5 protein-coding genes and 1 riboswitch are annotated in these 14,290 nt (G+C 67.3%); of the genes, 3 read left to right on the top strand and 2 right to left on the bottom strand.

The annotated features are described in order from the left end of the window. The first annotated feature begins 91 nt into the window (after positions 1-91). Positions 92-8,800: a glycoside hydrolase family 94 protein gene (locus EYF70_RS26970; RefSeq protein ID WP_371861683.1), complete on the top strand. Its 8,709-nt coding sequence runs from the start codon at positions 92-94 to the stop codon at positions 8,798-8,800. Positions 8,801-8,922: 122 nt separating this feature from the next. Here EYF70_RS26970 and EYF70_RS26965 read toward each other — a convergent pair whose 3' ends face one another. Continuing rightward, positions 8,923-9,498: a TMEM165/GDT1 family protein gene (locus EYF70_RS26965; RefSeq protein ID WP_131148122.1), complete on the bottom strand. Its 576-nt coding sequence runs from the start codon at positions 9,496-9,498 to the stop codon at positions 8,923-8,925. Between the two features lie 92 nt (positions 9,499-9,590). Further along, positions 9,591-9,719: riboswitch (yybP-ykoY riboswitch) on the bottom strand. Between the two features lie 142 nt (positions 9,720-9,861). Between EYF70_RS26965 and EYF70_RS26960 the strand changes: the two genes are divergently transcribed. Together EYF70_RS26960 and EYF70_RS26955 are read left to right on the top strand one after the other, a co-directional pair. Next, positions 9,862-11,709, top strand: coding sequence for a M1 family metallopeptidase (locus tag EYF70_RS26960; protein WP_131148121.1), 1,848 nt, complete (start codon positions 9,862-9,864; stop codon positions 11,707-11,709). Positions 11,710-11,731: 22 nt separating this feature from the next. Further along, positions 11,732-13,348, top strand: a complete 1,617-nt coding sequence (locus tag EYF70_RS26955; RefSeq protein ID WP_131148120.1) for a serine hydrolase — start codon at positions 11,732-11,734, stop codon at positions 13,346-13,348. Between the two features lie 174 nt (positions 13,349-13,522). Here EYF70_RS26955 and EYF70_RS26950 read toward each other — a convergent pair whose 3' ends face one another. Beyond that, the gene (locus EYF70_RS26950; protein WP_131148119.1) at positions 13,523-14,191 is read right to left on the bottom strand and encodes a PEP-CTERM sorting domain-containing protein; all 669 of its coding nucleotides are present in this window, start codon (positions 14,189-14,191) and stop codon (positions 13,523-13,525) included. Positions 14,192-14,290: the final 99 nt, after the last annotated feature.

Here is a 14,290-nt window from a genome sequence, read left to right as displayed (position 1 = left end):
CAGTGGCGTGACGTGCGACGGCATAATATTTCCTGCAACATACTCCAGCCGTGGCAGGCCTCCTTGCCAGCCACCCCGAAGCGAGGCTCCCTTGAAAGAACACTTCAAATCGTGGCCCGGCTTCATCGCCGGATTCCAGGAAGCCGCGCCCGGTTCCGCCGCACCCGATACCGAAGCAGACCTGCCGTTCCGCGCAGAGCTCTACAGTGCCCAGCAGATGGCGCACCACGGCCGCACGCTGGCGGAAACGCATGTGCTGAGCAAGCGCCGCGGCCCCGACCAGCTGCTGTCGCGCCTTGCCGACAATGCCCGCGTGCTGCGTGGCACCGCCGAGGAATTGACGTCCGCCGTCAAGGAAGGGCGGCAGATCACGCCCGCATCCGAATGGCTGCTGGATAACTACTACCTGATCGAAGAACACATCCGCATCGCCCGGCGCCATTTGCCGAAGGATTACAGCAAGGAGCTGCCGCGCCTTGAAAAAGGCGCGGTCGACGGCACGCCGCGGGTCTACCGGCTGGCGCTGGAAGTGATTGCCCATGGCGATGGGCGGGTCGATCCGGAAAGCCTGTGCCGCTTCGTGGAGGCCTACCAGGAACTGGCCCCGCTGACCCTGGGCGAGCTGTGGGCGATTCCCATCATGCTGCGCCTGGCGCTGCTGGAAAACCTGCGCCGGGTGGCCGCGCGCGTGGCCGAAAACCGCTACCAGCGCGACCTGGCCAACAGCTGGGCCGACGGAATGGTGGAAATCGCCGACAAGAATCCTTCCGGCCTGATCCTGCTGGTGGCCGACATGGCGCGCTCCAATCCGCCCATCACGAGCGGCTTCGTGGCCGAGCTGGCGCGGCGCCTGCAGGGCCAGAGCCCGGCGCTCACGCTGGCGCTCACCTGGGTCACCTACCGGCTGGCCGAAGCGGGGCAGACGATCGAGCAGCAGATCCAGGCCGAGATCGGCCAGCAGGCGGCCGACCAGGTGTCGATCGCCAACACGATCGGCAGCCTGCGCTTCCTCGGCACGATGGACTGGCAGGAATTCGTCGAGACGATGAGCACCGTGGAGCGGGCGCTGCGCGAAGACCCGTCCGGCATCTATGGCGCGATGGACTTCGCCACCCGCGACCATTACCGCCATGTGGTGGAAAAGGTTGCCCGCGGTTGCCGGCTTACCGAGGCGCAGGTGGCGCAGGAGGCGGTCGAGCTGGCGCGCGCGCATGCCGGCAGCGACGATCCGCGCCACGGCCACGTGGGCTTCTACCTGGTCGACAAGGGCGTGCTGCTGCTGGAGAAGAAGGTGGCGCGGCGCCGTTCGCCGCGCGAATCGCTGCGCGCCACCGTGCGCGCCGCGCCGCTTGCCTCGTACCTGGGCGCGATCGCCGCCCTGTCCGTGATCGCCACCGCGCTGATGGTCGAGCGCGCGATGCGCGACGGCGTGGCCGGCTGGGAAACCGTGGTGCTGGCCGTGCTGGGCCTGATGGGCAGCAGCCAGCTGGCACTGGCGCTGGTGAACTGGGTGGCCACGCTGGTGACGCATCCGAGCCCGCTGCCGCGGATGGATTTCAAGGCCGGCATTCCTTCCGATGCGCGCGCCATCGTCGTCGTGCCGTCGCTGTTCTACAGCCTGGAAAATGTCGACGAACTGTGCGAGCAGCTCGAGGTACGCTTCCTTGCCAACCGCGACCCGAACCTGCATTTCTGCCTGCTGTCCGACTTTGCCGATGCACCGGCTGAAACGCTGCCCACCGATGCCGGCCTGCTGGAGCGGGCGCGTGCCCATATCGAAGACCTGAACCGCAAGTACGGGCAGGAAGACAACGCCTGCCCGTTCGTGCTGCTGCACCGGCCGCGCCTGTGGAATCCCGCCGAAGGAGCGTGGATGGGGCAGGAACGCAAGCGCGGCAAGCTGGCCGACCTGAACCGCTTCCTGCGCGGCGGCGCGCGCGACCGCTTCACGCTGGTGGTCGGCGACAGCGGCCAGCTGCCGACCGTGAAATATGTGATCACCCTGGATGCCGACACGCAGCTGGCGCGGGACTCCGCGCGCCAGTTCATCGCCACCATGCGCCATCCGCTGAACCAGCCTGTGGTGAAGGAGATGGGCAGGGGGGCGGGCGGGCAGCGCTGCAACCGCGTGGTGTCCGGCTATGGCATCCTGCAGCCGCGCGTGGCTGTCAGCCTGCCCAGCCCGGACGCCTCGCTGTACGAGCGGCTGTGCGGCGGCGAACCGGGCATCGACCCGTACACGCGCACCGTGTCCGACGTGTACCAGGACGTGTTCGCGGAAGGGTCGTTCATCGGCAAGGGCATCTACGACGTGGACGTGTTCGAGCAGGTGCTGGGCGAACGCTTCCCGGATAATCGCATCCTGTCGCACGACCTGCTGGAAGGCTGCTACCTGCGCGCCGGCCTGCTGTCCGACGCCCAGCTGTACGAGCAGTATCCGCAGCGTTACCTCGACGACGTGAGCCGCCGCCACCGGTGGATCCGCGGCGACTGGCAACTGGCCGGCTGGCTTGCCGGCCGGGTGCCCACGGCGAGCGGCACGCGCGGAAAGAACCCGCTGTCGGCGCTGTCGCGCTGGAAGCTGTTCGACAACCTGCGCCGCAGCCTGGTGGCGCCGGCACTCACGCTGTCGCTGCTGTTCGCCTTCGCCGTGTTGCCGCATCCCTGGTTCTATACCAGCATGGTGCTGGCCATCATCTTCGTGCCCGCCATCGCCGCCGCGCTGTACGACCTGTCGCACAAGTCGCCGGACACGCTGTGGCGGCAGCACCTGCCGAACTCCCTGCGCCGCAGCGGCCTGCAGTTCGCCCATGGCGGGCTGTCGCTGGTGTTCCTGCCCTACGAGGCCTACATCAGCCTCGACGCGATCGCCCGCACGGCCTGGCGCCTGCTGGTGTCGAAGCGGCACCTGCTGCAGTGGCGCCCCTCGGCGCTGTCGCGCGCGAACGGCGGCCTGGTGGCCAGCTGGCGCGCCATGTGGATGTCGCCGGTGCTGGCGCTGGCCGTGGGCACCGCACTGGCGCTGTGGCGCATGAAGGCGTTCGAGGCGGCCGCCATCTTCCTGGTCGCCTGGCTGGTGGCGCCGGTGGTGGCGTGGTGGATCAGCCGCCCGGTCGAGCGCCTGCAGGCGCAGCTGGGCAACGGCCAGCGCCAGTTCCTGCATACGGTGGCGCGCAAGACGTGGGCATGGTTCGACACCTTCGTCGGGCCGGACGACAACTGGCTGCCGCCCGATAACGTGCAGGAACACCCGGGCATGGTGATCGCGCACCGCACGTCGCCCACCAATATCGGCATGGCGCTGCTGGCCAACGTCAGCGCCTACGATTTCGGCTACCTGACCCTGGCGCAGCTGCTGCAACGCACCCGCAACACGCTGGACACGATGGGCGAACTGGAACGCTACCAGGGGCATTTCTACAACTGGTACGACACCCAGTCGAAAAAGCCGCTGCACCCGGTCTACGTGTCGACCGTGGACAGCGGCAACCTGGCCGGCCACCTGCTGGTGCTGCAGGCGGCGCTGCTCAACGCGGCGGACGAACCGGTCGTCGGGCCGCGGGTCGTCACCGGACTGGAAACCACGCTGGCCGTGCTGCAGGAAGCGCTCGCCGGCGCGGAAGGCACCGCCACTGCCGATCCGGGGGCGATCACGGCACTGCGTGAGGCGCTGGTACCGCAGCAGCATCCTTCCAGCCTGCCTGAATTGCGGGCGTACCTGGAACGCGCCAGCGCCGCCGCCGACGCGTTCGCGGCCCAGCCGGCGCTGGCCGATAACGCCACCGCGCGCACGTGGGCCGGCGCGCTGGCCGCGCAATGCCGCGCCGCCTTCGACGACCTGGTCCTGCTGGCGCCGTGGATCGGCGCAGGCACCGGTCCGGAAGCGGCCGGCGCGGGCGTCGTCGACACCGTGCTGCTGAAGATCCCGACCCTGCGCGAACTGGCGTCGTATCCGCCAGCCGGGGCGCCGCTGTCGGAACTGGCGCCGGGCGAGCGGGAGCGCCGCGAACAGCTGGGCGTGCTGGTGGAGCAGGGCGCCGCCGTGGCGCGCGAGCGCATGGCGCACCTGCGCGAACTGGCCGGGCAAGCGTGCAGCTTCGCCCAGCTGGACTATGGTTTCCTGTACAACCGCACCACCAGGCTGCTGGCGATCGGCTACAACGTCACCGAGCGCCGCCTCGACGCCAGCTATTACGACCTGCTCGCCTCCGAGGTGCGGCTGGCCAGCTACGTGGCCGTGGCCCAGGGCCAGCTGCCGCAGGAGCACTGGTTCGCCCTGGGCCGGCAGCTCGCCATCGTCCATGGCCAGCCGGTGCTGATGTCGTGGAGCGGCTCGATGTTCGAGTACCTGATGCCGCTGCTGGTGATGCCGACCTATCCGAGCACCCTGCTGGACCAGACCTACCGCTCGGTGGTGGCGGCACAGATCGAATACGCGCGCCAGCGCAACGTCCCATGGGGTATTTCCGAATCCGGCTATACCACCGTGGACGCGGCGATGAACTACCAGTACCGCGCGTTCGGCGTGCCCGGCTTGGGCATGAAGCGCGGCCTGGCGGACGACCTGGTGATCGCGCCCTATGCGTCGATGATGGCGCTGATGGTGGATCCGGAAGCGGCCTGCCAGAACCTGGAAAAGATGGCCGGCCTCGGCTTCATCGGCCGCTACGGCTTCTACGAGGCGATCGACTACACGCCGGCGCGGCTGCCGCGCGGCCAGCCGTTCGCGGTGGTGAAATCGTTCATGGTGCACCACCAGGGCATGGGTTTCCTGGCGCTGTCGTACCTGCTGCACGACAGGCCGATGCAGCGCCGCTTCGAATCCGACCCGATGCTGCAATCGGCGCTGCTGATGCTGCAGGAGCGCAGCCCGCGCATCGGCGCGTTCTTCTCCACCAGTTCCGAGCAGGCCGCCGCCGTGCGCTCCACCTCGCATGACCAGGCCGCGCCGGTGCGCGTGCTGGCGCAGCCGAACACGCCGGTACCCGAAGTGCAGTTGCTGTCGAATGGCCGCTACCACGTGATGGTGACGGCGGCGGGCGGCAGCAGCAGCCGCTGGCACGACCTGGCCGTGACGCGCTGGCGCGAGGATACGACGCGCGACAACTGGGGCCAGTTCTGCTACGTGCGCGACGAGGACGGCCACTTCTGGTCGAACACCTACCAGCCCACGCTGGCCGAGCCGGAACACTACGAGGTGATCTTCTCCGAGGGCCGCGCCGAATACCGGCGCACCGACCGTGGCATCGACCTGCATACCGACATCGTGGTCTCCCCGGAGGACGATATCGAGATGCGCCGGCTGCGCGTGACGAACAATTCGAACCGCCCGCGCACGCTCGAACTGACCAGCTTTGCCGAAGTCGTGATGGCGCCGGCCGCGGCCGACATGGCGCACCCGGCGTTCTCGAAGCTGTTCGTGCAGACCGAGATCCTGGGCGACGAGAGCGCCATCCTCTGCACGCGGCGCCCGCGCGGCAAGGGCGAGCAATCGCCGTGCATGCTGCACGTGATGACGGTGCACGATGCCGAGGTGCTGGAAGTCTCGTTTGAAACCGACCGGGCCCACTTCATCGGGCGCGGCAACAGCGCGCGGGCGCCGCGCGCACTGGTCGAGCCGGGCCCGCTGGCCGGCGGCCACGGGTCGGTGCTGGACCCGGCGGTGGCGATCCGCTACCGCATCACGCTGCCGCCGGACAGCACGGCGACGATCGATATCGCCACCGGCATGACCGAGACCCGCGAGGCGGCGCGGCACCTGATCGACAAGTACCAGGACCGCCACATGGCCGACCGGGTCTTCGAGCTGGCCTGGACGCACAGCCAGGTGGTGCTGCGCCAGCTGAACGCCAGCGAAGCCGACGGCCAGCTGTACAGCCGCCTGGCGAACCACGTGATCTATCCGAACGCCGCGCTGCGCGCCGATCCGTCGGTGCTGATCAAGAACCACCGCGGCCAGTCGAACCTGTGGCCGTATGCGATCTCCGGCGACCTGCCGATCGTGCTGCTGCAGGTGAAGGATTCCGCCAACATCGAGGTGGCGCGGCAGATGGTGCAGGCGCACGCCTACTGGCGCCTCAAGGGCCTGACGGTGGACCTGGTGATCTGGTTCGAGGACACTTCCGGCTACCGCCAGGCGCTGTACGACCAGATCATCGGCATGATCGCTTCCGGCATCGATGCGCAGGCGATCGACCGGCCGGGCGGCATCTTCGTGCGGCCGCTCGAGCAGATCTCGAGCGAAGACCGGATCCTGCTGCAGACCGTGGCGCGGATGATCGTCAACGATGCCCGCGGCCCGCTGGCCGAGCAGGTCAAGCGCTCGGCCCCGCCGGTGCTGCGCGTGCCGCCGCTGCTGGCCGATTCGCGCGGCGAGTATGACGACGCCGGCCCGGCCACGCACGTGCCGCACGACCTGATCCTGTGGAACGGCTTCGGCGGCTTCACGCCGGACGGGCGCGAATACGTGATCGTCACCGGCCATGGGCGCGTCACGCCGGCGCCGTGGTCGAACGTGCTGGCCAACGCGCAGTTCGGCAGCGTGATCTCGGAAAGCGGGCAAGCCTACACCTGGCATGAGAACGCCCATGAATTCCGGCTCACGCCCTGGCACAACGACCCGGTCACCGATGCCGGCGGCGAAGCGTTCTACCTGCGCGACGAAGCCAGCGGCCACTTCTGGTCGCCCACGCCGCTGCCGGCGCGCGGCAGCGGCGATTACGTTACGCGCCATGGCTTCGGCTACAGCACCTTCGAGCATACCGAGGCGGGCATCGGATCGGTCATGACCACGTATGTATCGAACGACGCGCCGGTGCGCTACACCGTGCTGAAGGTGCGCAACGGTTCACCGGTGGCGCGCAAGCTGTCGGTCACCGGCTATGTCGAATGGGTGCTGGGCGAGATGCGCTCGAAGTCCGCCATGCACGTCGTGACCGAGCTCGATGCGGTGAGCGGCGCGCTGTTCGCCCGCAATCCGTACAACATGGAATTCTCGGGCCGCGTGGCGTTCTTCAGCGTCGACGCGGCGACGCGCACCGTGACCTCGGACCGTACCGAATTCCTGGGCCGTAACGGCACGCTGGCCAGTCCGGCCGCGCTGCGCCGCCAGCGGCTGTCCGGCAAGGTCGGCACCGGCCTCGATGCCTGCGCCGCGCTGCAGGTGCCGTTCGAACTGCTGCCGGGCGAGGAGCGCGAACTGGTCTTCGTGCTGGGCATGGGCGGGCGCCGCAATGCCGACGCCAGCACGATGGCGCAGAAGCATGGCGGTGCCGCCGCCGCGCGCGATGCGCTGGCCGCCGTGCATGCGCACTGGCAGGCCACGCTGGGCGCGGTACGCATCGCCACGCCCGAACCGGCGCTGGACGTGATCGCCAACGGCTGGCTGATGTACCAGACCATCGCCTGCCGGCTGTGGGCGCGCAGCGGCTATTACCAGTCCGGCGGCGCGTTCGGCTACCGCGACCAGCTGCAGGATGCGATGGCGATGGTGCATACCGAACCGCAGCTGCTGCGCGAGCACCTGGTGCTGTGCGCGGCGCACCAGTTCGCCGAGGGCGACGTGCAGCACTGGTGGCATCCGCCGTCCGACCGCGGCGTGCGCACCCATTGTTCGGACGACTACCTGTGGCTGCCGCTGGCCACCGCCCGCTATGTCAAGGTGACCGGCGACCTGTCGGTGCTCGACGAGGAAGCGCAGTACCTGGAAGGCCGGCCGGTGAAGGCCGACGAGGATTCCTACTACGACATGCCCGGCCGCTCGCCGCTGGCGGAAAACCTGTACCAGCACTGCGTGCGCGCGATCCGCCACGGCTTGCGCTTCGGCGAGCGCGGCCTGCCGCTGATCGGCTCCTGCGACTGGAACGACGGCATGGACAAGGTGGGCGCGGAAGGCAAGGGCGAAAGCGTGTGGCTGGCGTGGTTCCTGGTCGACGTGCTGCGGCAGTTCGCCGAGGTGGCGGAGCGGCGCGGCGATGGCGGATTCGCCGCGGAATGCCGGTCCGAGGCGGTCAGGCTGGCGGAAAATGTCGAGAAGAACGCGTGGGATGGCCAGTGGTATCGCCGTGCCTATTTCGACGACGGTACGCCGCTCGGCTCGCACGAAAGCGAAGAGTGCCAGATCGATTCGATCTCGCAAAGCTGGGGCGTGCTGTCCGGCGCGGCCGATCCCGAGCGCGCGCGCGGCGCGATGGCGCAGGTCGACGCGCGGCTGGTGCGCCGCGACGCCGGCTTCATCCAGCTGCTCGACCCGCCGTTCGACAAGGCCGACCCGAACCCCGGCTATATCCAGGGCTATGTGCCGGGTGTACGGGAAAACGGCGGCCAGTACACGCATGCCGCGGTCTGGACCGTGATGGCGTTCGCCGCGCTGGGCGATACCGCGAAGGCCTGGGAGCTGATGCGGCTGATCAACCCGGTGCAGCACGCATCCAGCGCGGAAAACGTCGCCATCTACAAGGTCGAACCGTACGTGGTCACGGCCGACATCTACGCGGTCGAACCGCATGTGGGGCGCGGCGGCTGGAGCTGGTACACCGGCTCGTCCGGCTGGATGTACCGGCTGATCCTGGAGTCGCTGCTGGGCGTCACGCGCAACGGCGACCGGCTGTCGCTGGCGCCGAAGATGCCGGACGAGTGGGATGGCTTCGAGCTGTCGTATCGCTACGGTTCGTCGACCTATGCGATCCGCATTTCGCGCGGCGCGCCCGGCCTCACGGTCGATGGCGTGGCGGTGGCGGGCAACGAGATCGCGCTGGCCGACGACCGGCGCGAGCACGCCGTCGAACTGCGCGTACCCTGAAAGTTGCTAGGAAAATGGGGACGTACCCCATTTTCTTGGCAATATTGCTTGAAAAATGGGGTACGTCCCCATTTTACGGGGGTCTGACCCCCGCACCTGCCTCCGGGGCAAGCATGCGGACATCAAAGGCCCACCGCGGTACCGGCGCCCATCAGCGTGGCCACGCCCAGCACCACGAAGATCACGGCGGCGATGCCGTGCACCACCTTCAGGTTGACGGCGGTGGCGGCGCGCTTGCCCAGGTACACGGCGGGTACGTTCGCCAGCATCATGCCCAGCGTGGTGCCGATGACGACGGGAATCAGCGCGTCGAAGCGGGCGGCCAGCGCCACGGTGGCGATCTGCGTCTTGTCGCCCATCTCGGCCAGGAAGAAGGCGACCAGCGTGGCGGTGAACACGCCGTAGCGGCTGGCCGGTGCGTCGTCCTCGTCGATCTCGTCCGGCACCATGATCCACGCGGCCATGGCGATGAAGCCCAGGCCGAGGATCCAGCGCAGCGCACCGGGCCCCAGCAGCTCGGTCAGCCAGGTGCCGACGGCCGCGGCGCAGAAATGGTTGACGATGGTGGCGACGAAGATGCCGCCGACGATCGGCAGCGGGCGGCGGAACTGGGTGGCGAGCACGAAGGCGAGCAGCTGGGTCTTGTCGCCGATTTCGGCGAGGGCGACGATGCCCGTGGAGACGAGGAAGGCTTCCATATAGGTGGCTGGGGGCCGGATGTTAACCAAGGATCCATGGGCGGTCCCGGCCCCGTGGTCAATGCGGCCGCCCGTGGATCATTGGTCTCGCCAGGCCCGCGCGCTGCCGACATCGTGTCAACATCCACGCCGGCCACCTGCGCCACGGCCTGCGGGCCGATCGTGTTGACGCAGGTTCTGCCGGCAAGGCCGGCAGGAGGCTACTCCCCAAAGAACGGGCGCCATGATAGCAGAACCGGCCGGGCAGGCGGTGGAAATGCCGTGCAGATAAAATGCAATGCAGTTAAAAAAGCCCATATGCTATTCTGCACCGCGCCCGCACCGGCGATCCCGGTGCCAGCCCGACTCTTTCAAAGGAAGCACATGCGAAAACCCTCTCTGCGCCTGGCGATATCCGCCGCGCTGGCACTGCTCGCAACGGCGGCCCATGCCCAGGATCCACTCAGCTACGCCCGCTACAACGAGGTCCGCACCACCGACCTGTACCTCGACCTCAAGGCCGATTTTTCCCGCAAGACGCTGGCCGGGTACGCCGAGCTGACCCTGAACTGGCTGGACAAGAACGTGCGCACGCTGGTGCTTGATACGCGCCAGCTGAAGATCGCCCGCGTGCAGGTGCAGAACGACGACGGCCGCTGGGTGCCCGTCTCGTACCTGCTGGACCGCCCCGATCCGAAGAAGGGCCAGGCGCTGCGCATCTCGCTGCGCAGCCAGCCGAAGAAGGTACGCGTGTACTACAACACCGCGCCCACCGCCGGCGCCCTGCAGTGGCTGACGCCGATGCAGACACTGTCCGGCAAGCGCCCGTTCATGTTCAGCCAGTCGCAGGCGATCGAGGCCCGCTCGTGGGCCCCGGTGCAGGACACGCCGGCCGTGCGCTTCACCTATGGCGCCCGCATCGAGGCGCCGGCCGGCATGCGCGTGGTGATGAGCGCCGAGAACGACCCGCAGGCCACCGGCGCGGGCGGCTGGAAATTCCGCATGCCGCAGCCGGTGCCGTCGTACCTGCTGGCGATCGCGATCGGCGAGATCGACGTGCGCACTGTCGGCCCGCGCTCGGCCGTTTACGCGGAACCGGGGCGCATCGAGGCCGCCGCGTTCGAGCTGGCCGATACGGAAAAGATGATCGCCGCCGCCGAATCGCTGTACGGCCCGTACCGGTGGGGGCGCTACGACATGATCGTGCTGCCGCCGTCGTTCCCGATCGGCGGCATGGAAAACCCGCGCATGACGTTCCTGACGCCGACCATGATCGCCGGCGACCGCAGCCTGAACGACCTGATCGCGCACGAGCTGGCGCATTCGTGGTCCGGCAACCTGGTCACCAACGCCTCGTGGAAGCACTGGTGGCTGAACGAAGGCTTCACCACCTATGTGACGACCCGCATCATCGAGATCCTGTACGGCCTGGAAGTGGCCGACATGAACCTGCAAGTCGAACAGGAAGAAGCGCTGGCGTCGCTGAAGGACATTCCGGCGGCGAAGCAGGCCTTGCTGACGCGCGACCCGGACGTCAACCCGGAGACCTACACGGATGAAGGCCTGGCCTATCCGAAGGGCGCCTGGTTCCTGCGCACGCTCGAGCAGCGCGCCGGCCGCGAAGTGTTCGACCCGTTCCTGCGCGGCTGGTTCGACCAGCACGCGTTCCAGTCGGCCACCACCGAACAGTTCCTCGCCTACCTGCGCGCCAACCTGCTGGACAAGCATCCCAACGTGATGAGCCAGGCGGAGCTCGACGAGTGGCTGTACGGCGCGGGCATCCCGGCCACCGCGCAGCGCGTGGTCTCGCAGCGCTTCAAGGCCGTCGATGCCCAGCGCGACGCATGGCTGAAGGGCGAACAGGCGACCGCCGACCTGACCGCGCGCAGCTGGAGCGCGCCCGAGTGGATGCACTTCCTGAACGACATCGACAACAAGGCCAGCGCGCAGCAATTGCGCGAGCTGGACCAGACCTTCGCGCTGAAGACCAGCAAGAACAACGAGATCGCCTACCGCTTCTACCTGGCGTCGGTGCATGCCGGCTATGACGTGCGCGAGCAGCTCGACGCATTCCTGATGAGCGTGGGGCGCCAGAAATTCGTGGTACCCCTGTACACCGCGCTGCTGAAGAACCCCAGGGATGCGGCCTGGGCGAAGAGCGTGTTTGCCAAGGCGCGCCCCCGGTATCACCCGGAAACGCAGAAGTCGGTCGACCGGCTGCTGAAGAAGTAACCGAGCAAAGCAAGGAGCAAGGATGCTGTTGAAGAAAACCACTGCCGCGCTGGTGCTGTGCGCCTGCGCGTCGTTTGCCACCGTCAGCGCGCCGGCGCTGGCTTTCGATACCGCCGCCGCGCCTTCCGCTGCCGCGGCACCGGCCTTCGACCTGGCGCGCGACGTCAACCGCGCATTGAAGACCTTCGACGTGCCGGGCATCGCGATCGCCATCGTCAAGGACGGCAAGGTCATCGCCACCCAGGGCTTCGGCGTGCGCAGGCTGGGCGACCCGGCGCCGGTCACCTCGAAGACGCTGTTCGAGATCGCCTCGAATTCGAAGGCGTTCACCGCGGTGGCGCTGGCCCGGCTGGTCGACGAGGGCAAGCTCGATTGGGACGATCCGGTCATCCGGCACCTGCCGGACTTCCGCATGCACGACGCCTATGTGACGCAGGAAATGACGGTGCGCGACCTGCTGACGCATCGCAGCGGCCTGGGCCTGGGCGCCGGCGACCTGCTGTGGTGGCCGACGACGACGTTCTCCACCGACGAGATCATCCACAACCTGCGCCACGTGAAGCCGGCCACCAGCTTCCGCGCCAACTACGCGTACGACAACCTGCTGTACATCGTGGCCGGCCGCATCATCGCGCAGAAATCCGGCAAGAGCTGGGGCGATACGGTGAAGGCGCAGATCCTCGATCCGCTGGGCATGGCCGATACCACCACCAGCGTGGCGGCGATGCTGAAGGCGGCCGACTACTCGGCGCCGCACAGCAAGATCAATGGCCGGCAGTCGGTCGTCAAGCCGATGCCGGTCGATAACGCGGTGGGCGCGGTGGGCATCAACACCAGCGCCGAGGACATCGCGAAATGGATGAACGCGCTGCTGGCCGGCGGCGAAATGCCGGGCGGCCAGCGGCTGTTCTCCGCCACGCAATCGAAGGAAATCTGGACACCGGTGACGCCGATGAAGATCGCCGAACCGCAGGGAGCGCTGGCCGCCACGCGCGCCAACTTCAATGCCTATGGCCTTGGCTTCAACATCCGCGACTACCGCGGCAAGAAGCTGGTGCTGCACGGCGGCGCGCTGCAGGGCTTTTATTCGCGCGTGCTGATGGTGCCGGAAGAGAGGCTGGGCATCGCGATCTTCACTAATGCGGAAAATAGCGGTTCGATGACGTCGCTGCAATGGCGCATCCTCGACCATTACCTGGGCGCCGCACCGACCGACTGGATCGGGGTCATCGCCGCCGAGGAACAGGAGCGCCTGCGCAAGGACCAGGAAAAGATCGGCAAGGCCACGGCCGCTCGCGCCGCCGGCTCGAAGCCTTCGCTGCCGCGCGCCTCGTACGATGGCGAGTACAGCGATCCGTGGTACGGCAAGGTCGTCATCCGCCACGAAGGGAAGAAGCAGCTGATGCAGTTCACGCGCACGCCGGATCTGGTCGGCGAGATGGAGCACTTCCAGCACGACACGTTCATCGTGCGCTGGAAGGAACGCAACTTCAACGCCGATGCCTACATCACCTTCGCGCTGAACCCGGATGGCTCGATCGAACGCGCGAAGATGTCGGCCATCTCCGACGAAACCGACTTCAGCTACGACTTCCACGACCTGGCGCTGACGCCGGTGAAGGGGAGCAAGCCGAAGTAACGGTCTGGCAATTTCACCCAGCAAAGTTGCCCAACACCGGGGCTGAGCCTCATGGCGCTTTGATAAGCCTACCCCAAGTGCAAATTCCGGGGTCAGACCCGGCGGGTCTGACCCCAGCCCTTCGCTGTTGGGGTGAATGCAGGCGCTTTCAATGTGCTGGCAACACGTCCCCGGTCAGCCCGCCGCTTTGCTGCGCCGCCGCGCAAACGCGCTCACCACGACTAGTCCACCGAACAGCATCGCGTACGTCGACGGCTCCGGTACCGGCGCGGCCACGTAGCGCACGTTCGTGAAGAACATGCCATTGTTTTCCCACTCGCCCGATACCGTGATCGACGTCACCGGCTTGTCGAACAGGATGCCCGCGAAGACGGGCACGGAGATGTTGTAGTTGTGGACGTGGTTTTCAAAGAAGACATGCGAACCGTCGTCGAAGGTCACGATCATCGGCGTCGGCTGCAATGAACCGCCGGGCGAATACAGCCCGCCGCCGATGCCGTACACATCGACGCCGAAGGCGATGATGGGATCGGCGAAAGTGAAGGTAGCGCTATCTGGTGGCGCATAGTAAACGAAGTTGCCTTCAACAAAATTGAAGCGGTCGCTGTAGCCGCCGAATTCGAAGCTTTCGTTATTGCACCACTGGACCGCGTTGCACGTGAAGGTCACGTCGCCCCAGCTCCAGGAATAACCGTCGCGCACATAGGGCCCGGAAAAGTCCTGGTGCTGGGCATTGCTGCCGATGAGCGTATCGAACGGAATGGCATCTTCGGTAAAGTAACCGCTGGCGTGCGAGGTGAGTGCGGTCGCCGCGAGCATCAGCCCGGCTAGTGCTTTGCGCATGTGGAACTCCTGGTAAGAGAGAGGATCATCGGTACCGCGATAGCGGTAACTGATGATAGCGCTAGCACCGTTGGGAATGGATGAGCGGGAAAAATTATT

This window comes from Pseudoduganella albidiflava (genome assembly GCF_004322755.1).
GTDB lineage: Bacteria > Pseudomonadota > Gammaproteobacteria > Burkholderiales > Burkholderiaceae_D > Rugamonas > Rugamonas albidiflava.
The sequence above is the reverse complement of the archived record's forward strand: the minus strand, read 5'-3'. Positions and strand labels throughout refer to the sequence as shown.

Bases quoted from the DNA above. Each gene is read 5' to 3' on its own strand.
- EYF70_RS26965 (WP_131148122.1), bottom strand. From the start codon at position 9,498: ATGGAAGCCTTCCTCGTCTCCACGGGCATCGTCGCCCTCGCCGAAATC.
- EYF70_RS26960 (WP_131148121.1), top strand. From the start codon at position 9,862: ATGCGAAAACCCTCTCTGCGCCTGGCGATATCCGCCGCGCTGGCACTG.
- EYF70_RS26955 (WP_131148120.1), top strand. From the start codon at position 11,732: ATGCTGTTGAAGAAAACCACTGCCGCGCTGGTGCTGTGCGCCTGCGCG.
- EYF70_RS26950 (WP_131148119.1), bottom strand. From the start codon at position 14,191: ATGCGCAAAGCACTAGCCGGGCTGATGCTCGCGGCGACCGCACTCACC.